The organism is Vibrio sp. R10-SG-ISO4 (assembly GCF_059834135.1).
The window spans coordinates 24,593-46,596 of the sequence record NZ_JCBDHJ010000017.1 but is presented as its reverse complement, the minus strand read 5'-3'; the positions used below and the strand labels follow the sequence as shown (position 1 = coordinate 46,596).

The following is a 22,004-nucleotide window of genomic DNA, read 5'->3' as shown; positions in this document are numbered from 1 at the left end:
ATCCTAAACGACACGAATAGCAAATAGTTGATAGCGAGCTACGCCGACTAACCCTGTGAATCCAAAAAACCGATGTGATATGGAAGCAGGTTTAGTTGTTCATCGCGGCGCAATCTCCGATAGAAGTGATGTGGGAAGAGTAGCCCAATGACCAAAGTTGGGTCAAGCCTTGTGAATGAGCCACTGGAAGAGTCGTGAGCCACCACTGAGAATAAGCGAGTAGTAGGTTCGCTTTTCTCCATTCGATGAGCGGCATGCTTACAGCCGCTCATCGATTATTTGGCAACCACACCATAAGTATTACGCCCATATTGGCTCCCCCAACACAATATGGGCCAATTGCGCTCTACCCCTATGGTTCTTAGTTTAGGGCATGGATTAACAAGGTAGGTGTAGTCCGCATACTCACACAATGGCAAGTCATTTATGGAGTCTGTAAAAAAGTGAATCTCCGAAAAAGACTGTTTCGTTTCCTTCACCCACTGCTCTAGTCGAGCGACCTTACCCTCGCGATACGTCGCTATGCCGTTTATTTGTGCACTGTAGCAAGCGTGCTGCTCTACCAAATCAATACCCAGAGCAGTTTTAATACCTAAGTAACGCGCTATAACTTCGACTAGAAAAGTGACACTAGCTGAAATAATGATCAACTCTGCGTGTTCGCGTACTAGTTTCTCAATTAGTACCTTAGATTGCGTAAACTGCTTGGGAAGAATATAGCGTTGTACACACTCTTCAACCCAATCACTAACTTGCGCTTTTGGAATAGCCGTAAGCGGTGCTAAAGAAAAATCTAAGTAACACTGCATATCTAACTCTCCTTTCGCATATAGATTCATTAAACGCTTGTCTTCGTCAATAAAGTTATGATCCGTTACAATACCTTTCTCGACTAAAAACTCGTTCCAAATCATAGAGCAGTCGGCATTGATGAGAGTTTCATCCAAATCAAATACATACAAAGGTTTAGACATTTCTTTCTCCAATTAGTCATTTCAGAGCATGAATCAAACCTGTTATCACTAGGACGATTCCTACAGAACGAGTTCGATACCACCTCTCTCCCAAGATATAGATCCCCATAAACAGTCCAAACACAATGCTGATTTGCCTCAGTGCCACCACTAAACTGACGTTGTCTGTCATGGTCATCGCAAACAACACCAAGCCGTAGGTGGATGCCATCATTACCCCTGCCATGCTGGCTGTTTTTCGGATCTGCCACGCTGTCTTAATCTCATCTGGCTTGCCTGTAACCAAGCACCATACAAGGGCAGGAATACCAATTGCCCAAAACTGCACACCTAAGTAAAAGATCGCACTGTACTGATCATTCAAGATCTCTGATGCTTGTCCTGTAAGTAAACTCAGCGCTTCTTTATCGACCACCGAGTAACCCGTTGTGCCTATTGCGGCAATTAATGCCCAGAACACACCGACGTTCAAATAGGAGCCCAATGTCATTTGACGAAAATTCGTCAGTGGCACCAGCATACAACCAAGTGTAATCAGCAAGAATCCAAACCACTGCTGACTGGATAACTCATGCCCCAATGCCACACTGATTGCGCCGACCATCATCACAGGCAGCGCCCGAGCAATCGGATAAACCACACCCACATCAGCGTGCTTATAAGCGACAATCAAACCAACCAGATAAACCATTTGTGAAATGCCGCTAATGAACAGCAATCCCCAAAACTCGCTCGGTAATGATGTCCAGCCAATGGTCGCCAAATACCAAATCAAATAAGGAGTAAGAATGAAACATGCAGAAAAGCTTGCCGCCATGGTAAACGCGAGTCCAGAGCCTGAATTGCTTTTGCCAAGGATATTCCAACCCGCATGGAGAACAGCAGAAAAAACGACGAGACCAATCGCCAACAAATCCATTTCAATGTTCCTGTCTGAATAAAATAAAGGCCCCGAGATGGAGCCTTAGATAATGAGAAAATCCACTTAACGATGGAGTTCCGCCAGAGATTCAATGCTAATGGCATCGTGTCGCCAATATTCGATATCGCAATCAATCAACTCACCGTGTTGGTTATAGTTGATGCGCTCCACCACCATCGCTGGCGTACCGGCTGTCGCGCGCAGTGCCTGAGCCATTTCACCCAACAAAGTGCTGGTTGAAATGCGGTAGCGAATCTTTTGATACGTCACGCCATAATGCTCGCGGTAAATGTCCGTCAGTGAGTTTGACAAATCATAGTCCAGCAGATTCGGAAACAGCTCTGGGCGAATATAGTTTGTTACGAATACTACAGGTCTATCTTCAAGGTATCGCACACGGTCGACTCGATACACGTCCGTGAAAGGTCGCAAGTCCAGCAAGCGTGCCGCTTGTTTGTTTGCCAACGTTCCTTTTGCTGCGACCAACTCCGTTTTTGGCACGCGATTTTGCGCTTTCGCCATGTTCGCGAAGTTCAGAGTTTGGGTTGGGTCGTAACGCAATGGCTCGGGTGAGATAAACCAACCTCGGCGATCTTCGCGATAGATTCGACCTTCTGCTTCCAGCAGTGATAAAGCTTCACGCAGAGTGACGCGTGTAGTATCGAACGACTCCGCCAACTTACGCTCTGCTGGCAGTTTTTGACGCGGCGATAGCATGCCCGCTTCAATCTGTTCAACAATCGAATCTTTAATTTTTACGTATTGCACGAAGTGTCCTTATCTTTTGCGCCAAGCTTGTGTGCGATTCTCTAACAATTTACCCAAAGTCATCTGAACAATCTTCGCAATTGCGGCAGCCATCATGATCATCACAGCCATCGCTGCTGCAGCGCCAGTTTGACCTGCATCGTCCATATTCAGAATCGAGACCGAAGCCGGAATCGTATCGGTTGAGTAAAGGAATACTACCGCAGAAGTGGTGGTCAATGCATTAACAAACAAGTAAGTCGCAATGTCCAAAATCGCAGGTAAACACACAGGTAATGTCACTTTAAAGAACAACTTGTATTGAGGAAGCTTCACCGATGCCGCCGTGGCCTCAATCTCCGATGGCAACTGCTTTAGCGCTGTCAGTGCAGTCATGTGACCCACTGTGTAGTAATGCACTACCGTGTTAATCACTAAGAATGCCATGGTGCCATAAAGCACGTTCAAAGGATTGTTCGCTTCATTGAAGTAAAAGATGTAGCCCAAGCCAAGCACCATACCCGGAACTGCCATTGGCACCACGCTAAGCATTTGCATCACCTGACGAATTGGACCAAACGCACGCCCTTTCTCAATGCAGTATGCACCGACAAAGATGATAGCTGTGCCGATCACTGCCGTCCAACCTGCCAGCGTTAGCGAGTTGAAGAATGGGCTCCAACCGTAAGTGCTCATTTCAGCAAAGTTGTAGTTGTTTAGCGTCAGCGCTTTGTTCCAAGGCCAGAACGTCACTAACGAGCCATACACTGCCATGCCAAGCACAGCCAACACTGCGATAGAAATGATGCTGCAGTAAACCAAACAAATGCTGTCGCGCGCTTTGTTGGATTCTGGCTGATAAGGCACCGAGCGAGTGTCAAATAAGCTCTTCTGTTTTTTCTGTACCCAACGGTCTGCACCGAACGCCATTACCGCTGGGAATAACAGCATAATGCTGGTCACCGCACCCATAGCAAAGTTTTGCTGTCCCACCACTTGCTTGAAGATGTCAGTCGCCAGAACGTTGTAGCTGCCCCCAATCACTTTCGGCACACCAAAGTCCGTGATAACCAGCGTAAAGACGACGATAAGCGTACTGATCAAACCGAATTTCGCCGCAGGTAACGTCACCATAAAGAAGGTTTTGATGGGTGAGGTTTTCAGTGCGCGGGCTGCTTCATACAAGCGAGCATCAGAAGTGCGCAGCGAAGTGGTTAAGATCATCAATGCATGAGGAAAGGTCCAGAAGATCAAACCCATCGAGATACCAATCACGCCATAAATCGAGTTTCCTAACAGCATCTCTTTCGCAATGCCTTGATTACCGAAAAGGAAGATTAAACTGATCGCCGGTAACAACGAAGGCGCAAGGATTGGCGCAGTACCTAAGATTTGGAACAAACCTTTAAACGGCATGCATGAACGAGTCAGCGCGTAGGCATAACCAAACGCAAGTACACCCACCACCGAGGTTACAATCACGCCCAAAGTGAAGGTGTTTCCCACCGACACCCACAAGCTTGAAGAGGAAAAGTACGTCGCAAAGTTTGCCAATCCAACAAATTCGCCATTGGCATTTTGCACACTCTTGGTCAACATTGCCCAAAGCGGCATTAAGATGAACAGCACCATCATGGTCGACAAGCCAGCGAGCAAACCAAACAACACTAGGTTGTCGCGGCTGACACGTCCGAGTAGGGATTTTGCTTTGTCTTGAGTGGTCAGGCTATTCATCGTCATTGTCTTCGCATCCATGTTTACACCTACGCTGCTAGCGCTTTATCAACCGAGGGCACGGCGTAACCATGCAGTCCTTCTTCAGCAAACTGGATGTAACGTACATCGCCCGCCTTGATATTGAGTTTTTGAACCGTTTCTACAGGCACATCCACGACGATGGTTTTCGTTGAGCTGTCGTTTTGCAATACGCAATCAATGCGGAAAAACGCCCCTAGAAACTCGGTTGCCGTAACTCGCACAGGTAAAGAGTTGTTGTAGTTTTCAACGAACTTGATGCTTTCAGGACGCACCGCAAGGTCAAAGCGGTCACCACGTTGTATCTTACGATTGGTCAAGCTTGGCGCTGGCATTAGGGTTTCTGCAATTCGTACTTGGGAGTCCGTTGCTACTGAGGTTTCAATAAAGTTCATGCTGCCGACAAACTCAGCGACAAAGCGCGTGGCTGGTTGCTGGTAGATCTCTTGAGGCGTACCGACTTGCTCAATCACACCATGGTTCATTACCACAATACGATCCGCCATCGACAACGCTTCATCCTGATCGTGCGTAACCATGATGGTGGTGATGCCCAGCTTGCGTTGCAACTTACAAATCTCGTCACGTAAGTGAACACGTACTTTTGCATCCAGCGCTGACAGCGGCTCGTCAAGTAACAGTAGACCAGGTGACAGCGCCAACGCCCGAGCCAAAGCGACACGCTGCTGCTGACCACCAGAAAGTTGGTTAGGGAATTTCTCGCCAGAGGTTGGAAGACCAATGGTTTCTAACCAGTAATCCACCTTCTCTAACGCTTCTTTGGTCGACATGCCTTGGTTCTTCAAACCCACTGCAATGTTCTCTTGCACAGTTAGGTTCGGAAACAGCGCGTAAGATTGGAATACGATGCCGAAATCGCGCTTCTCTGGTGGTAGGAATGTGGTCTCTTGACCGTTTTGAAAGATTGCACCAGATGTTGGTAGGTCTAAGCCTGCAATGGCACGTAATAGAGTGGTTTTACCGCAGCCAGAAGGACCAAGAAAACAAACGAACTCGCCCTTTTCGATCGCTAGCGAGATTTTCTTTAATGCAGTGAACTGTCCGAACTGCTTCACTACATTTTCAATATTTAGGTAATGTTGGTTAGTTGACATAACACACGCTCCAAATGGTATATACCAACTTTAGTTTTGGAGTGTTACGTTCCAATGACAAATTTATAGCCAGAAGATGACAAATAGATGAAGGGCGATGAGAGTGGTAATTAGAGATTCCCGACTTTCTTAAGTCCGTCATTCCAGCGAACCTAGATGAGACTAGGAATCTACTTGCTGCAAACTCTAAAATAACAGGGAAAACAAAAAATCCACCTCAACCGAGGTGGATTTCAACATTCAACTCAAAGCAAATTCCATTAAGACTTTGGCTCTGATTTCGCGTCGAACTTCTCAGACCATGCCGCTAAGATCTCTGCACGCTTGCTGCCCATTTGCGCGAAGTCCATCTTCGCCATGTTCTCTTGAACGTTCGGGAAGTTAGATACGGTCGCTTTCACGTCTTTATGTGCAACCACTGGATACATTTCTACGTAAAGCTCGTTTGCCGTTTTAGAGATTGACCAGTCGACAACACGTTTCGCTGCATCCGACTCTTTTACTAGACCAACGGCTTCTGATTCCCAGCCGATACCTTTTGGTGTGATAACCGCTAGTGGTGCACCTTGTGTTTTCAGCTTCGCGCCGCGGCTCGCCATCGAAATACCGATAGCCACTTCACCCATACCCGCTTGAACACATGGCTTAGAGCCAGAGTGCGTGTAGTGTGCAATATTCTTGTCTAAGTCACGCATGTAGTTCCATGCCTGATCTTCACCCATGTTTTGTAGCCAAGCAGAAACCTGCATGTAGCCAGTGCCAGAAGAAGCTGGGTTCGGCATTGCAATGTGACCTTTGTAAACCGGCTTTGTTAGGTCTTCCCAAGACGTTGGCTTAGGCAGGTTAAGTTGTTTCGCTACCGCTTCATTGAAACAAACTGCGTTAAAGAACGCATCGTTACCAAACCAAGCTTGGTTTGATTGAGGGTCGTTTAGGTTCGCATGTAGCTCTTCCAAACCTTTTGGTGTGTAAGGCTTAAGAAGACCTTCATCTTTAAGCAGTGCCATTGACGAGCCAGCCAGACCCCAAACCACTTCCGCTTGAGGGTTGTTCTTTTCTGCCAGCAATTTCGCCGTCATGATACCGGTTGAATCGCGAACCCACTTAATCTTGATATCTGGGTTATCTTTCTCAAACGCAGACTTGTATTTAGCAAGAATGTCAGTTTCGAAAGCGGTGTAAACCGTGACTTCCTGTGCTGCCATTGCATTCGTAGCTAGCAGAGAGACAAGTGCAGCCAGCGATCCTTTCATCAAACGGTTTTTCATCATTTTCTCCAGTTAATTTGGCTAAGTTTTAATTTGGTCTGTACCAGTTGACGATAACCACCCTACTGAGCCTTTGTGACGAATTTATGACCATTAAATGGCAGTTTTACGAAAATTATCGATGAATAATCGTTCAATTGATCCACCATTTTCTGGATATTAAAGTTTTATGAAATTGGAGATTCGCCTATTTACTGCCCTTTTCTTCCTCGCTAGAGTGAACTCGAAATTTGGTGTAGACCAATTAGCCTATTCTGATGGAAATCGAGATGAAAAACGAATACCTACTACTGACTCCAGGTCCTCTATCTACTTCTGAAACGGTACGTGAAGCCATGCTAAAAGACTGGTGTACTTGGGATGATGAATACAACAAAGACATTGTAGAAGTGATCCGCACTAAGCTTGTAAAACTGGCGACGGAGCAAGACGGCTACACCAGCGTACTAATGCAAGGTAGCGGCACCGCATCAGTAGAAGCAACGATTGGCAGTGCCATTGGCAAAGATGGAAAATTGTTGGTTGTCGACAACGGTGCTTACGGTGCGCGTATCGCTCAGATCGCTGATTACCTAAATATTCCATGCCATGTCGTTTCCCCAGGCGAAACATCACAGCCACACTTGAACGAGGTGGAAACTGCATTGGCATCGGATCCTGCGATCACACACGTGGCGATTGTTCACTGTGAGACAACCACTGGCATGCTGAATCCAATTGAGGCATTTGCTTCTGCGGCAAAAGCACACGGTAAAGTCGTGATTCTCGATGCCATGTCGAGCTTTGGTGGCATTCCTATCGATATCGCAGAGCTAGGCATCGATTTTATGATCAGCTCTGCAAACAAATGTATTCAAGGCGTACCGGGTTTTGGCTTTGTGATTGCAAAAAAAACTGAGCTCGAAAAGTGCCAAGGTCAGGCACGTTCTTTAAGCCTTGATCTTTACGACCAGTGGCACTGCATGGAAGTGAACCACGGCAAATGGCGTTTCACGTCTCCAACGCACACAGTTCGCGCTTTCTACCAAGCATTACTAGAGCTGGAACAAGAAGGCGGCATTGAGGCTCGTCATCACCGTTACCAAACTAACCAGAAAACACTGGTTGCAGGTATGCGTTCTCTGGGTTTCGAACCACTACTGAGTGATGATCTGCACTCGCCAATTATCACTTCTTTCTACTCTCCGACGCACAGTGATTACCAATTCAAAGCGTTCTACACGCGTTTGAAAGAGCAAGGTTTTGTGATTTATCCGGGTAAGGTATCGAACGCAGATTGCTTCCGTATCGGCAACATTGGCGAAGTTTACCCAGCAGATATCGAGCGCTTAATCGGTGCGATTGAAAAAGCAATGTACTGGCAAGTTGCGTAAAGCAGCCTTCTGATTGAGAGAGCGTTATGACTCAGAATATCAAATCGCCTCATTTTCGTAGTGAAGGCGATGTCAACACAACACCAGCGCGCCAAGCTTGGAATGCATCGATGGACGACGAACGCACGCAAGCATTATTGAAGCGTGATTCGGAAGTCTTTCTTCATCAAGCCATGTCAACGCCTTGCTTAGATACATTGGAAGCAGCAGAAGGCATCTACATCCAAGATGCTACCGGCAAAAAGTACATGGATTTCCATGGCAATAACGTCCATCAACTGGGCTACGGTCATCCGCATGTGATTAAACGCGTGCAAGAGCAAATTGCCAAACTGCCGTTTTCACCACGTCGTTTTACCAACGAGACCGCGATTGAATGTGCCGAAAAACTCACCCAAATCTGTGGCGGCACATTGAACCGCGTGTTGTTTGCTCCGGGTGGCACATCTGCGGTTGGCATGGCACTTAAACTAGCGCGCCACATCACGGGCAACTACAAGGTGGTCTCTCTGTGGGACTCCTTCCACGGCGCATCATTGGATGCCATCTCAGTAGGTGGCGAAGCGTGTTTCCGCCAAGGCATGGGTCCATTAATGGCAGGTGTTGAGCGCATTCCACCAGCGGTGTCATACCGTGGTGCTTTCCCAGCTGCGGACGGCAGCGACGTGCATTACGCCGACTACCTTGAATACGTGATTGAGAAAGAAGGCGGCGTGGGCGCGTTTATCGCAGAAGCGGTTCGAAACACGGATGTTCAAGTGCCAAGTAAAGCCTACTGGAAACGCATCCGTGAAATCTGTGACAAACACAATGTCATGCTGATCATCGACGACATCCCTAACGGCATGGGTCGCAGCGGTGAATGGTTTACCTACCAAGCCTACGACATCGAGCCAGATATGCTCTGCATCGGTAAAGGTTTAGGTGGTGGCTTATTGCCTATCGCAGCCATGGTCACCAAAGACAAGTACAACACCGCCGAGCAAATCTCCATGGGTCATTACACTCATGAGAAAAGCCCTATTGGTTGTGCTGCAGCACTGGCAACCATGGAAGCCATTGAGCAAGACGGCTTGCTAGATAAAGTCAAAGCCGACAGCCAGTTCATGCGTGAAAAGATGCTAGAGATGAAAGCTAAGTACCCAGTGATTGGTGATGTGCGTGGCATCGGCATGTTGTGGGGCATTGAGCTGGTCACCGACCACGAAAGCAAAGCACGCGCGTATGACGAAGCGGAAGCTGTGCTTTACCAATGCCTCAACAATGGCGTGAGCTTCAAGGTATCGCAAGGCAATGTGATTCAACTCAGCCCACCGCTGATCATCACTCGCGAACAACTGACAGAAGCGTTGGCGATCTTCGAAGAAGCCATCGCCAAAGTGTGCAAAGACTTTAACTACTTCTAACCTCAAAACCAATTGATTCAGAGCGCAGTTCCGACGTGTAGGCAAGCGCTCTGGCAAGCAAAAAAAGGATTGAACATGAGCAACTCACCAATTCAAGCAGTGATCTTTGACTGGGCTGGCACTATCGTCGATTTCGGCTCTTTTGCGCCAACCAGCATCTTTGTGGAAGCATTCAAACAAGGCTTTGATTTTGAAATCGACCTTGAAGAAGCGCGCGAACCAATGGGTCTTGGTAAGTGGGATCACATCCAAGCTGTGGGTCGTATTCCTGCGGTTGATAAGCGTTGGAATGAGAAGTTTGGTCGCTCAATGACCAGCGAAGACATCGATGCTATCTACGCAGCATTTATGCCTCTGCAAAAAGCAAAAGTGGCTGACCATGCAGACCCAATCCTTAATGCGATTGAAGTTGTGAACGGTCTGAAAGACAAAGGCATCAAGATCGGTTCTTGTTCTGGTTACCCTCGCGAAGTGATGGACGTGCTGATTCCAGTGGCAGCGGATTACGGCTACAAGCCAGATTACGTAGTAGCAACGGATGACCTACCGCAAGGTGGTCGCCCTGCACCATTTATGGCACTGAAGAACGTGATTGAGCTGAATGTTACTGACGTTAATGCGTGTATCAAAGTGGATGACGCAGCACCGGGTATCGACGAAGGTCACAACGCCGGTATGTGGACCGTTGGCTTGCTGCTTTCTGGTAACGAAGCAGGTCTAACGTTCGAAGAATACCAAGCCGCGGACGAAGCAACGCTTAATGCTGCTCGTGAAAAAGCGCGAGCAAAATTGCTCAAGAGCTCGCCCCACTACCTCATCGATACGATCGCAGACCTCCCTAGTGTGATTAAAGATATCGAGAGACGTTTGTACGTTGGTGAACGCCCTTAGTGTGTATTGGTTCTGACTAGATCTGATACTTCAATTTCAAAAGAAGACAGTTACCCACTTTGACTGAAGGCGCTGCATCCGCAATCAAAGTGAGTAACTCTGATGCTTCATACTAATCACCAAACTACCACTATCTAAACTCAACCTTACTGCGATTTAAAGACATCAATAAAGCGAGTGATGAGTGCTCGCCATTAGCGGACTTTGCGATGGTTGATCCAACATTAAGAAACAAAAAAGCGAGCACCAAGCTCGCTTTTAACTATCTGTTTTTGTAATTAATTACAGCAATTCAACCGACTGCTGAGCAATCACAAATTCTTCGTTGGTTGGGTTTCTATTAGTATCGCACTATTAGTATCGCACCTACTAACAGGGATTTGGACAGAAGTACGTTAGAATACATACCCTAAAGTAGCCATAGATTTATTCAACCACTGCCTGAAAATGAGCCAGCCGCTCCCATTAATCAGAATGATAAAATGCCCAATAGAGATACATGAAAAAGCCAACTGTAATCACAGTTGGCTCAGTATTCCCCCCTTGAGCTTTTAAGCCTTATATTGACTAGAGAGCTGTTAGTTCGGAAAGTGTTTATTTAAGAAGTCCAAAACATGAGTAACGTACTTCTCGGTATCAAAGACAGGTGCACTGTGTCCTACACCTTCTTCAATGAAAAGTTGGTTGGTAACTCCATACTCATCAAGCTTAGCCTTAAGTATCTCACTTTGAGATAGAGGCACTCGCTTATCCAAGGTGCCGTGTAACTGTATATATGGTGGAGTATTTTCATTCACATAACTTGTCGTTGATGCTTTCTTGGCAAGCTTTGGAATATTGTTTGGAATATCTCCTAAGAAACGAGATACAGACGATTTTTTGCTGGTTTTCTTGCCACCTTTATTACTTAACTCAAGTAAATCGGTAGGGCCAAAAAAGCTTACTACGGCTGAGACCTTGTACTTTGGTGGCTCATAGAAATCTACTTGGTTGTATGCCGAGTTAGTCGCACCAATAAAGCCAGCGAGGTGCCCGCCAGCAGAGCGTCCCATGATCACAACATTGTCCGCTTTAATACCGAGCTTTTCAGCATTGTCGTACAAATAGTTCAGTGCATCATTAATGTCTTGTACTGGTTGAGGGAAGATCGCTTCTCCACTTAAGCGATAATCAACTGAAGCTAGCGCATAACCTTCATTCAACACAGACTGAAGTAATAATGGGTTCTTTTCTGGGATGGCGTCTTTGCTCCCACGTTTCCATGCACCACCATGTACCCAGACTAATAACGGGTACTGAGTATTTGATTCAACCGAAGGAGTATAAAGATCGAGTTTAATCTCTCTCTCACCTACAGTTTTGAACAAGATATCCTTCTCTACATTGAACTCCCCAGCCAAACAGACAAAGGGCATAAGTAGCAGAGAGGTCATCGCAGACTTAATTTTCGTATTCATTGTTTTCGTATTCATTGTTTTATTATTCGCTTAAAAAAGTGAGTAGATTAGAAAGTCGCTTCAGCCGCTAACCAGTAGCGTCGGCCATCTTCAATGTAGCCAAACTCTTCCTCTGTGGTTTGCTCATCGAACAAGTTATAAACCGCTGCCATTAACTTCACATTCTTAGTTACACGCCAGTTCACACCGAGATCCACGTAAGTAATAGAAGGTGACAACGTTCTTGTGCTATCACTAGTGATGTTGTTTTTCTCTTTGCCTTGATAGTTCATGCGGGCCCATGAAGCAACATCATCACGCACTGCCCAATCACCATTAAGTGAGAAGTGTAGTGGTCAACACCATCAAGCTTCCAGTAGGTGGTATAGTACATAAATCTCTAAAGTTTGTGGTAAGTGTTTTCGATACTACAAGGCACTATTGAAACACAAGTCTGGTAGCAGGACAGTTTCCGTGCTAACACGAAAAGGGGCAAAAACAAGTCAACACGAACCTTGCAGACTTAAGGGCACAAAATGAACTATAGAAGCCAATAGAGCGAGTAATGGAGGTACCGTCATGCGCTGCTTTGCGATGGTCTATCCAACATATGATAACAAAAAAAGCGAGCACAAAGCTCGCTTCTATCTATTTGATTTTAAATGTAATTAAAGCAATTCAACCGACTGTTGGGCGATCACAAATTCTTCGTTGGTTGGGTTTCTATTAGTATCGCACCTACTAACAGGGATTTGGACAGAAATGTTTTATATGGTTTACTAAGGTATGGAAAAATTTATTGTGCAATATTGATAGTGCAGACGACTCGCTTTCTCAGCGTATTTCCATGAGTTAGCTCATGCCTATTTTCAACCGTCAACAAACTGTAATGAAAGCATGATAAATGTCGAATTTAGTAATCCTAAACATCTGCAGGGCAATTGATGAAAATATTATTTGTGTGCAAACATAATGCAAGCAGAAGCATTTTGGCTGAAGCAATTGCAAAAAAATACCTGCCTGAAAATTTCCAAATCGCAAGTGGCGGTAGCCATCCTAAGGGTCAGATCAATCCTCGTATTGCACAATACCTTGATATGCTTGGTTTTGATGCCTCTGAGTTTCACAGCACGTCATGGGAAGAAAGGCTGAGCTTCCATCCAGATCTAATAATTACTGTGTGTGACACAATGCACAATGAAACTTGCCCAAACTGGTTATCTGCTGGTATTCGTGTTGCTTGGGATCTTGAGCCATTGCCTAATGATGAAGCTTCAGTCTCCGAATTTAACAAGCAGTGCGATAAAGTATACTCCTCTCTAAAACGAAGAATTGAAGCTCTTGCAAACATCGATTTTCAAAATCTCGATTCTGAAGAAATAAAACAGCATGTGCTCGATCTGAAATCAATGTAGATAAGTGTATACGTAACGAACTGATACTACTTCATTAACGTTTTTTATAGCTCTCGCTTATTCGATGACTTGAGGCTAAAAAATAATGCCAGCAATCGTAGCTGGCATTGGTGAACAAATCTGCTTAGTTTTATTTATTGCTGAGCCAGTTTTTGATTTGTACCTATAGGCAGCCAAAACGAAATAATGGTCGTTAATGCTAAGAAGGCAAAGGATACCCATAGACAGGCTGAGAACCCCCACATTTGGAACACCCATCCAGATAGAACCGTCCCTATCAAACGCCCCATTGCGTTTGCCATGTAGTAGAAACCGACATCCAGAGAGACACCATCTCCCTTGGCATAGCTGACGATTAAGTACGAGTGCAGAGAAGAATTAACAGCAAACACAGCACCAAAAATCATCAGTCCAACGACAATCACCACTTCTGGGTGCCATTGCTGCTGCACACTGTAAGCAATTACGCCAGTCACTACAGACAATACCAACGCCCACACTATCGCGGCTTTACCATCAGGCGCATGCCCCGATTTACTGCCTGTGATCTTTGGTGCAATCCCTTGAATGATACCGTAACCGATAACCCAAATAGCCAAGAATCCACCTACGGCGCTATGATCCCATCCAAATACAGATCCCAAATAAATAGGCAGTGCAATCACAAACCAAACGTCACGCGCACCGAACAAAAACATACGAGCAGCAGATAGAATGTTCACGCTGCTCGATTTGGAAAAAATTTCAGAGAACTTAGGTTTATTTTTCGCTTTGCCAAGATCGGATTTAAGGCTAATCACACTGCCGATAAAGACCAGTAAAAGAACACCCGCCATCGCAGCTACCGCATATTGGAAGCCAATCATCGATAACAACGCACCACCTAAGAAAAATCCTGCACCTTTTAGCGCGTTTTTAGAGCCTGTAAGTATGGCAATCCACTTATACAATGCTCCTTGTGCATTCTCTGGCACCAAGGTTTTGATGGAGCTTTTCGCGCTCATCTTGTTTAGATCTTTGGCAATACCTGACAAGGCTTGTGCCGCCATGACCCATGGAATTGAGAGCCAACTTGCAGGAACGGCCAGCATTGAAAGAGCGATGATTTGCATTCCCAAGCCAATATTCATCGTTCGGTTCAAACCAAGACGAGCACCTAGCCAGCCACCGATGAGGTTCGTGACAACGCCAAAGAATTCATAAAAAAGAAACAGGGAGGCGATCTCTAAGGTTGAATACCCCAAGTCATAAAAATAGAGCACCACCAACATACGTAGTGCGCCATCGGTAACGGTGAAGTTCCAATAGTTAAATGTGACCAACATGTACTGGCGGACATTTTGGTTGAGCTTCGACAACATATTTACTCTCTTTAAAAAAAGAGCCGCCTTAGGCAGCTCTTTAAGGCTTTTACTGATTAGCAAATTGGTGGATGTACTCAACTTGTACATCTTTGGTAAATGCGCCAGGTCTTAACGACTGGACATGGGTGATGATTTCTTGCAGCTCCCAACCTTTCTCTAGCAAAAGATGGGCAGCAAGCAAACCTGTCCGTCCCGATCCCCCCATGCAATGCATCGCTATCTTTTCGCCATGTTCTATAGCTTTGTGTAGCGAAGGGGATATATGTTTCCAGCGAGCCTGAAAATCTTCACCTGGAGCACAGTCATCTTCTATCGGTGTGTGAAACCATTGCAAACCTGCTTTTTCGACAATATTAGGCAGATCGCCAACGCCTTTTTCTTGCATCTCATGAGTGCTCAGTGCTGTAACAACGACAGTTACACCTTGAGATTTGAGTTGATCAATACTGTCACTTAGCGACGCTTTTTTAGTGCCAGGGCAAGGAGTTAGTACTAACGCTGCGTTATTGTCTTCAACAGGCAGTTCCCACGTAGGATGTGTCATTTGTTTGCTTCCTTATGCTAGGCCGACTTTACGAACAAGTTCTGCGGTACGTGTTGCGTAACCCATTTCGTTGTCATACCACGCATAGATTTTAACCATACGCTTGCCAACCACCATAGTTGAAAGCGCATCGACAATCGTTGAACGTTGGTCCCCTTTGTAATCAATAGAGACAAGAGGGCGTTCTTCGAAACCAAGTATGCCTTTCAGTTCATTCTGCGACGCTTCTTTAAGTAAGTCGTTAACCTCTTCAGCCGTAGTGTCACGCTTAACATCAAAAATAATGTCGGTTAAAGAGGCGTTAGCTAACGGCACGCGCACTGCATGACCATCAATTTTTCCTTTAAGTTCAGGGAAAATTTCGATAATCGCTTTCGCAGAACCTGTAGTTGTTGGGATCAAACTCATACCACAAGCACGCGCACGGCGCAGGTCTTTATGCGGAGCATCGAGAATAGTTTGGGTGTTAGTGAGGTCGTGGATCGTTGTAAATGACGACTGCTCAATACCGAGCTTCTCATGAATCACTTTCACCACAGGTGCAATGCAGTTTGTGGTACAAGAGGCAGCGGTCACAATCTGGTGTTTTTCTGGGTCAAAAATGTGGTCGTTAACACCAACAACAATGTTAGCAATCCCATCTTCTTTTACTGGGGCGGAAACCACCACACGTTTAACACCTTGTGCCAGATACAGATTTAAGTACTCAGATTTACGGTGCTTACCCGTTGCTTCAATCACCACGTCACAACCTGACCAATCTACCGCATCGATGGCTTTCTCTTGTGAGGTAGCAATGCTTTTACCGTTGATGATGATGGCGTTACCTTCACTCGCCACTTCGTGGTGCCAGCGACCTTGCACTGAGTCAAACTCAAGCAGGTGAGCTAAGGTTGCCGCATCACCTGCCACATCGTTAATCTGAACGAACTCGATTTCAGGCCAATCAAACGACGCTCTCAGCGCTAAACGTCCAATACGACCGAATCCATTAATTCCTACTTTGATAGACATCTTATTTTCCTTTAAACACAACATTCTGGACGAGATTTCATCTCGGATAAGCGTTGAATATCTTGCTGGTATTCTGCTTTTAGGCAGTTAGAGTCAACTAGCCCTTGGATCTGTTTTCTCATCCAACCAGGAAGCTGATCCGATAAGCGGTAAAAAACCCATTGCCCCTGACGGGTATCAACCACCACACCACTTGAACGTAGCAATGCAAGGTGGCGAGAAATTTTAGGCTGGCTTTCGTTAAGGGCTTCTGTCAGTTCCCCGACACAGACCTTTTCTTCACGGGCAATCATCAACAAGCAACGAACCCGCGTTTCATCTGAAATTAATTTAAAAAACTGGTGAGGTAACATGCTCAGTCCTGCGGTATATGTATATGCGTATATATTATTTTATATATAAGGTCTGTCAACAAAAAATGCAGGAACGTTACAGGATGACATCGCAACGAGAGGAGAAATAGCTAATGTGATTCTGTAGTTCTTCCATTGCATTTTGATTACAAGTCACTTCCCAATAAAGGTTTTTTTGATATGCCTCTCTACGCCGTCCAACTCGATGCATCGCGTAGTTGATGTCAATGACATAGTCATAGCCAGGCTCTATCTCATCCGAGGCATCTAAAAAGAGATAACCAAAATATCCAAAGCAATCCAGCGTATCGCCGCAGTCTTCTTCGTTGGGCAACCTTTCATAGCTGATGTGATATCGATCACTAGAACGACTAAAAAGAAGCTGCGCAGCAATACAGGCCAGATCGGAGGTTGGGTAGCTAATGAAATGTACAGTTCTCTTATCCATTCTGGCATTCTCATCAATAAGTAAGATTCCACAGTTGTAAAAACATACAGCATATTTTTATGTTCGTACATATGGATGAATGTATATTTAAATAAACAGACACAAAAGTGTCACAAATGAGTAGTAACGTAACCATCGAAGTTATCAATGACGCAAAACATGGAGATAAGTCATGAAACATACTTTGTCAGCAGCCTTAGTTGGCGCGACGTTACTCGCAGCTAGTCAAGGCGCATTCGCACGTGATCTGGTTAAAATTGATGGCTCTAGTACAGTTTTCCCTATTACTGAGGCGATGGCTGAAGAGTTTCAGATTGCAGAGAAAGGTAAAACCATGGTCACCGTTGGTATTTCTGGTACTGGCGGTGGTTTTAAAAAGTTCTGTCGCGGTGAAACGGACATTTCGAATGCCTCTCGACCAATTAAGGATTCTGAGCGCAAGCTGTGTGCTGAAAACGGCATTGAGTTTATCGAACTACCAGCAGCACTTGATGCGCTGACTGTGGTTATCAACCCGAAAAATGATTGGGTTAAACACCTGAACGTCGAAGATCTGAAAAAGGCTTGGGAACCAGCGGCTCAAGGTAAGGTTATGACATGGAAGCAAATGAATCCTGCTTTCCCTGATCGACCACTTAAACTTTTTGGTCCTGGTACGGACTCTGGTACTTATGATTACTTCCTTGAAGCGATTGTTGAAGGCAAGTCTAGCCGTGGCGATTTCACCGCCAGCGAAGACGACAACATCATCGTACAAGGGGTCTCTAATGACGTTGATGCACTGGGTTTCTTTGGTTTGGCTTACTATGAAGAAAACAAAGACAAACTAAAAGCCGCACCAATTAGTTGGAAAGGGAGTCAACCTGTAGCGCCAAGTGTTGAAAATGCGAAGAATGCAACTTACCAACCACTCTCTCGTCCAATTTTCATCTACGTGAATAAAAAATCAGCCGATGAAAAAGCGCACGTTGAGCGTTTCGTAGACTTCTATATGGATACTTCACATGCTCCTGAGCTGGTAAAAGAAGTTGGCTATGTCCCACTGCCTGACAAAGCCTACCAGTTAGCGCAACAAAACTTTAAGCAACGTCGTACGGGTTCTGTTTTCCACGGAGCCGAAGTCGGTGTCGGTATTGAAGAGCTGTTAGCTCGTACTCCTAAGTAAGTCATTATTGTATTGATTCATGGAGGGAAGCTTTGCTGCCCTCCTTGTTCTCTTTACGCAGGCAATGAATATGAATACTACTCAATCCAGTTCTTCAAGCCTCTTGGTCTCTGAAGCCTTTTTAAAGCGACGTGCATTTTGGAATGTGGTGAGTCGTTACCTTCTTATGGCAGCAGCTCTGGCTTCCATTTTTGTCACTATGGGTATTGTGTACGTGCTGGTTTCAGAATCATTACCCTTTTTTCAGCATGTATCAATTCTCGATTTTCTCACTGACACTCAGTGGACACCGATGTTTGCTAATGCGCACTTTGGTGTGATGACGTTAGTCTCAGCAACACTCACCGTGGCAGGTATTGCTCTTGGTGTCGCCATTCCTGCGGGGATTGGCCTTGCCATTTATCTGAGTGAGTACGCCAGCAACCGAGTACGAGAAGTGGTTAAACCTTTCTTGGAGCTTTTAGAAGGCGTACCAACGGTTGTTTATGGCTTCTTTGCGCTACTTTTTGTTACGCCGCTACTGCAAACTTTCATTCCAAGCCTGTCAGGTTTTAACTTGTTAGCGCCAGGTATTGTGATGGGGATAATGATCCTACCGTATACGGCCTCCGTGAGTGAGGATGCGATGCGCTCTGTGCCTATGCACTTAAGAGAGGCAGGCTATGCATTGGGCTATTCTCGCTTTCGTGTTGCAACACATATCGTGATACCTGCTGCCTTATCTGGCATTACTGCCGCTTGTATTCTAGGTATGTCACGTGCGGTTGGTGAAACTATGGTTGTAGCGATTGCAGCGGGTCAAAACCCACGATTTGGTTTTGACCCAACCGAAGGTGCTGCCACCATCACATCATTCATCGTACAGATGGCGATGGGAGATTTACCTCATGGCACGATTGCCTATCAGTCTGTCTTTGCCGCAGGCTTAGTACTTTTCATCATCACTCTGATTTTTAACATCCTCGGTTTCTACCTACGCCGTCGATTCAGAGAGGTTTACTAATGCAGAACACCACTTTAACTCTCGACCAAATCGTCCGTAAAAATAAACAAGCCGATCTCACCGTAGCAACGATTGGGATCATTATCCTACTTACTGCGATGTCACTGCTGGTCAGTGTTTTTGCCGAGCTGATTTATTCTGGTTTTCCTCGTCTTTTTGACGCTGACTTTTATACCAACTTCCCTTCACGACACCCAGAGCGTGCGGGTATTTTATCTGCATGGGTTGGCACCAGTCTTGTGATGTTGGTGACGGCTTGTATCGCCATCCCCTTTGGGGTCGCCGCAGGGTTGTATCTTGAAGAGTATGCGCCAAAGAACTGGCTGACTAATATCATTGAAATCAACGTCAGTAACCTAGCGGGCGTGCCTTCCATTATCTATGGCTTACTTGCTTTGGGCTTGTTTATTTATGGTTTTGGTTTAGGGGAAAGCATCATTACGGCGGGCTTAGTCCTCGCGCTACTGATCCTTCCTGTCATCATCGTATCGACACGAGAATCGATTCGCAGCATTCCTCAAGAGCTACGTGAAGCCGCTTATGGTCTGGGAGCTGACCAATGGCAAACTGTGCGCATGTACATATTGCCCGCTGCAAGACCTGGTATTTTAACTGGCACGATAGTTGGATTGGCTCGTGCTATTGGTGAAGCTGCACCTGTTATTACCATTGGTGCGCTAACCTTTATTGCCTTTTTGCCCAGTTCACCTTTCCAAAGTGAGTTCCCATTTATCAATTTTGAGTGGTTGTCCAGCCCGTTCACTTTGATGCCTATCCAGCTATTTAACTGGGTGTCCCGCCCCCAAGCGGAGTTCCACATTAACGCTGCTGCGACAGGTGTTGTGCTTATGGCGATGACAATATTGATGAATGGTATTGCCATTTATATCCGATACCGACTGCGTCGTAACCTGAAGTAAGAGAGAACCAAACAATGACGACACAAACCATTTCAACTTTCTCTAGCCAATCAGCGGCAACCGAGCAAGACAACGTGAAACGCAGCTCAACGATATCGGCTGCTTCCTCAGTGAAAGAGACGCTTCGTGCAGAAGTCAAAAACCTCAATTTCTGGTACGGCGGTAAGGTTCATGCTTTGCACAATGTCAATTTACCGATTGCGGATAAAAAGATCACCGCATTGATTGGCCCATCTGGCTGCGGCAAGAGTACACTGTTGCGCAGCTTTAACCGAATGCATGACCTCTATCCAGGCAATCGCTATGAAGGAGAAATCCTGTTGCATCCTGGTGCTCACAATCTGATTGATATGGATCCTGGCTTAGTCCGTTTAACGGTCGGCATGGTGTTCCAAAAGCCCAACCCTTTCCCGAAAAGCATTTATGAAAATGTGGTGGCTGGGCTGCGTATTCGCGGTGTCAGTAACAAAGCCGAGCTTGATGCTCGTGCAGAAGAGTCGCTACGAGGTGCAGCGATTTGGGATGAAGTCAAAGACAGACTTCACACCTCTGCCTATGGGTTATCTGGAGGGCAACAACAACGCCTTTGTATCGCGCGAGCATTAGCGCCAAAGCCAGATTTGTTGCTACTGGATGAGCCGACATCGGCATTAGATCCGATCGCAACAGCCAAGATTGAAGACCTACTGAGCGACTTGCACAAAGAGACTACGGTAGTCATGGTAACGCACAACATGCAACAAGCAGCGCGTATCTCTCACTATACCGCTTACATGCATATGGGCGAAATGGTCGAATTTGCGCCAACAGATACCTTGTTTACGTCACCAGCAAAAGAGAAGACTCGCGACTACATCACAGGCCGTTTTGGTTAGGAAGATAAAATGGAAAATCATACACTAAAGAAATTTGATCGTGACTTAGAACAGATAAAAACCGAACTCAATGAACTCGCCAGCATTGTGTTAAAAGAGTTCGAGCAAGCGATTGATGTCTTTGATAAACCTAATACTGAGCTAGCCGATAACATTGTTGCTCAAGACCGTATCGCCAACCAGTGCTTGAGTAACATCGAGCAACATGGAGCCAGAGTATTAGCTCGTCAACATGCCGTAGCCGATGACCTGCGCTTTATTCTCTCATCAATGCGCATCGCACCCAGGTTAGAACGTGTCGGTGATTATGCAAAATCGATGGCGGTAAAATCGAGTCAATTCAAGCAAGTTATTCCTGATGAACTTAATGAGATATTCCACCAGATGCATTTACACCTAGTGACAATGCTGCGTAGTGTCATTGAGGCATACAATACTAAAAATGCCACTCAGGCGAATGTTGTCTGGGAAGGCGATGATACGCTCGATGCCTATTATCGAGATGTATACACACTACTCATTCAGGGCTTTAACCAGCAAAACACTTCATCTCAACAACTGGTTGAACTGTTGTTCATTGCGAAAGGGCTAGAGCGAGCTGGCGATCATATCAGTGACATTGCCACAGATGTACAGTTTATGGTGAATGGCGCTTAAAAGCGCACTTTATGAGAGTCACGAAAGTTTAATGGTTCTATCAGTAGCTACCAATTATCTATCGCCTGTTTCTAAAGCCTTCCTTACGGAAGGCTTTTATCATTCACATCGTGTTAACGAGATAACCAATTAATCACGCTCTCCGAGCTTGGGATCCCACCTGCGTGAACCACTTCTTCATCCATGACAACGCCTGGTGTAGACATCACGCCATAACTCATGATCGTTTCAAGGTCGGTTACTTTTTCAACCGAAACATCAACGCCTTGCTCTGCCGCAACTTTCTCAATCAGTTTCGCGGTATTAACGCAGTTGGCACAACCTGACCCTAGTACTTTAAATGCTTTCATGTTTATCTC

At 45.7% G+C, this 22,004-nt stretch carries 23 protein-coding genes; 9 read left to right on the top strand and 14 right to left on the bottom strand.

Translation table 11 applies throughout. The features are described from left to right. Positions 1-275: 275 nt before the first annotated feature. The 6 genes from AC6R03_RS10920 to AC6R03_RS10895 form a co-directional block, all read right to left on the bottom strand. A complete protein-coding gene (locus AC6R03_RS10920; RefSeq protein WP_500630746.1) occupies positions 276-974 on the bottom strand; it encodes an HAD family hydrolase in 699 nt (232 codons plus the stop codon). A gap of 16 nt (positions 975-990) precedes the next feature. After that, positions 991-1,893, bottom strand: coding sequence for an EamA family transporter (locus AC6R03_RS10915; RefSeq protein ID WP_500630745.1), 903 nt, complete (start codon positions 1,891-1,893; stop codon positions 991-993). Positions 1,894-1,959: 66 nt separating this feature from the next. Next, on the bottom strand, positions 1,960-2,664 hold the full coding sequence (phnR, locus tag AC6R03_RS10910; protein WP_500630744.1) for a phosphonate utilization transcriptional regulator PhnR: 705 nt from the start codon (positions 2,662-2,664) through the stop codon (positions 1,960-1,962). A 9-nt stretch (positions 2,665-2,673) separates the two neighbouring features. After that, positions 2,674-4,398, bottom strand: a complete 1,725-nt coding sequence (locus tag AC6R03_RS10905; protein ID WP_500630743.1) for a putative 2-aminoethylphosphonate ABC transporter permease subunit — start codon at positions 4,396-4,398, stop codon at positions 2,674-2,676. 8 nt (positions 4,399-4,406) lie between these two features. Further along, positions 4,407-5,513, bottom strand: coding sequence for a putative 2-aminoethylphosphonate ABC transporter ATP-binding protein (locus tag AC6R03_RS10900; RefSeq protein ID WP_005395343.1), 1,107 nt, complete (start codon positions 5,511-5,513; stop codon positions 4,407-4,409). 260 nt (positions 5,514-5,773) lie between these two features. After that, positions 5,774-6,784: a putative 2-aminoethylphosphonate ABC transporter substrate-binding protein gene (locus AC6R03_RS10895; RefSeq protein WP_115386467.1), complete on the bottom strand. Its 1,011-nt coding sequence runs from the start codon at positions 6,782-6,784 to the stop codon at positions 5,774-5,776. A gap of 266 nt (positions 6,785-7,050) precedes the next feature. Between AC6R03_RS10895 and phnW the strand changes: the two genes are divergently transcribed. The 3 genes from phnW (at position 7,051) to phnX (ending at position 10,451) form a co-directional block, all read left to right on the top strand. Further along, the gene (phnW, locus tag AC6R03_RS10890; protein ID WP_500629534.1) at positions 7,051-8,154 is read left to right on the top strand and encodes a 2-aminoethylphosphonate--pyruvate transaminase; all 1,104 of its coding nucleotides are present in this window, start codon (positions 7,051-7,053) and stop codon (positions 8,152-8,154) included. 26 nt (positions 8,155-8,180) lie between these two features. Next, a complete protein-coding gene (locus tag AC6R03_RS10885; protein ID WP_500630742.1) occupies positions 8,181-9,560 on the top strand; it encodes an aspartate aminotransferase family protein in 1,380 nt (459 codons plus the stop codon). 75 nt (positions 9,561-9,635) lie between these two features. Further along, a complete protein-coding gene (phnX, locus tag AC6R03_RS10880) occupies positions 9,636-10,451 on the top strand; it encodes a phosphonoacetaldehyde hydrolase (RefSeq protein ID WP_500626696.1) in 816 nt (271 codons plus the stop codon). Between the two features lie 578 nt (positions 10,452-11,029). On the opposite strand, the gene AC6R03_RS10875 is transcribed toward phnX, so the two are convergent. Both AC6R03_RS10875 and AC6R03_RS10870 read right to left on the bottom strand, forming a co-directional pair. Beyond that, positions 11,030-11,908 carry an alpha/beta hydrolase gene (locus tag AC6R03_RS10875; RefSeq protein ID WP_047008504.1) on the bottom strand — a complete coding sequence of 293 codons (879 nt, stop codon included), beginning with the start codon at positions 11,906-11,908 and terminating at the stop codon, positions 11,030-11,032. A gap of 47 nt (positions 11,909-11,955) precedes the next feature. Next, positions 11,956-12,210 carry a hypothetical protein gene (locus AC6R03_RS10870; RefSeq protein ID WP_500630741.1) on the bottom strand — a complete coding sequence of 85 codons (255 nt, stop codon included), beginning with the start codon at positions 12,208-12,210 and terminating at the stop codon, positions 11,956-11,958. 621 nt (positions 12,211-12,831) lie between these two features. Here AC6R03_RS10870 and AC6R03_RS10865 point away from each other — a divergent pair. After that, positions 12,832-13,302: an arsenate reductase/protein-tyrosine-phosphatase family protein gene (locus tag AC6R03_RS10865; RefSeq protein WP_500629539.1), complete on the top strand. Its 471-nt coding sequence runs from the start codon at positions 12,832-12,834 to the stop codon at positions 13,300-13,302. Between the two features lie 134 nt (positions 13,303-13,436). Here the strand turns inward: AC6R03_RS10865 and arsJ are convergent, their stop codons facing one another. From arsJ to AC6R03_RS10840, 5 genes are all read right to left on the bottom strand, one after another. Continuing rightward, entirely contained in the window at positions 13,437-14,663 is a 1,227-nt protein-coding gene (gene arsJ / locus AC6R03_RS10860; protein ID WP_500629540.1) for an organoarsenical effux MFS transporter ArsJ, read from the bottom strand. A gap of 49 nt (positions 14,664-14,712) precedes the next feature. Continuing rightward, positions 14,713-15,210: a cyclin-dependent kinase inhibitor 3 family protein gene (locus tag AC6R03_RS10855; RefSeq protein WP_500629541.1), complete on the bottom strand. Its 498-nt coding sequence runs from the start codon at positions 15,208-15,210 to the stop codon at positions 14,713-14,715. 12 nt (positions 15,211-15,222) lie between these two features. Then, positions 15,223-16,224 (bottom strand): ArsJ-associated glyceraldehyde-3-phosphate dehydrogenase, encoded by a 1,002-nt coding sequence (locus tag AC6R03_RS10850; RefSeq protein WP_500630740.1) that lies wholly within the window; start codon positions 16,222-16,224, stop codon positions 15,223-15,225. A gap of 11 nt (positions 16,225-16,235) precedes the next feature. Continuing rightward, positions 16,236-16,577, bottom strand: coding sequence for a metalloregulator ArsR/SmtB family transcription factor (locus AC6R03_RS10845; RefSeq protein ID WP_500626700.1), 342 nt, complete (start codon positions 16,575-16,577; stop codon positions 16,236-16,238). Positions 16,578-16,653: 76 nt separating this feature from the next. After that, the gene (locus AC6R03_RS10840) at positions 16,654-17,025 is read right to left on the bottom strand and encodes a hypothetical protein (RefSeq protein ID WP_500626701.1); all 372 of its coding nucleotides are present in this window, start codon (positions 17,023-17,025) and stop codon (positions 16,654-16,656) included. 172 nt (positions 17,026-17,197) lie between these two features. Between AC6R03_RS10840 and AC6R03_RS10835 the strand changes: the two genes are divergently transcribed. The 5 genes from AC6R03_RS10835 (at position 17,198) to phoU (ending at position 21,645) form a co-directional block, all read left to right on the top strand. After that, positions 17,198-18,190, top strand: coding sequence for a PstS family phosphate ABC transporter substrate-binding protein (locus AC6R03_RS10835; protein ID WP_500629543.1), 993 nt, complete (start codon positions 17,198-17,200; stop codon positions 18,188-18,190). Between the two features lie 70 nt (positions 18,191-18,260). Next, the gene (gene pstC / locus AC6R03_RS10830; RefSeq protein WP_500629544.1) at positions 18,261-19,193 is read left to right on the top strand and encodes a phosphate ABC transporter permease subunit PstC; all 933 of its coding nucleotides are present in this window, start codon (positions 18,261-18,263) and stop codon (positions 19,191-19,193) included. After that, on the top strand, positions 19,193-20,113 hold the full coding sequence (gene pstA / locus AC6R03_RS10825; RefSeq protein WP_500626703.1) for a phosphate ABC transporter permease PstA: 921 nt from the start codon (positions 19,193-19,195) through the stop codon (positions 20,111-20,113). The genes pstC and pstA overlap by 1 nt, the downstream gene beginning before the upstream one ends. A 14-nt stretch (positions 20,114-20,127) precedes the next feature. Further along, positions 20,128-20,988 carry a phosphate ABC transporter ATP-binding protein PstB gene (gene pstB, locus AC6R03_RS10820; protein ID WP_500629545.1) on the top strand — a complete coding sequence of 287 codons (861 nt, stop codon included), beginning with the start codon at positions 20,128-20,130 and terminating at the stop codon, positions 20,986-20,988. Positions 20,989-20,997: 9 nt separating this feature from the next. Beyond that, positions 20,998-21,645, top strand: a complete 648-nt coding sequence (gene phoU / locus AC6R03_RS10815) for a phosphate signaling complex protein PhoU (RefSeq protein ID WP_263837494.1) — start codon at positions 20,998-21,000, stop codon at positions 21,643-21,645. Between the two features lie 113 nt (positions 21,646-21,758). On the opposite strand, the gene AC6R03_RS10810 is transcribed toward phoU, so the two are convergent. Next, positions 21,759-21,995: a thioredoxin family protein gene (locus AC6R03_RS10810; RefSeq protein ID WP_500630739.1), complete on the bottom strand. Its 237-nt coding sequence runs from the start codon at positions 21,993-21,995 to the stop codon at positions 21,759-21,761. Between the last annotated feature and the right edge of the window lie 9 nt (positions 21,996-22,004).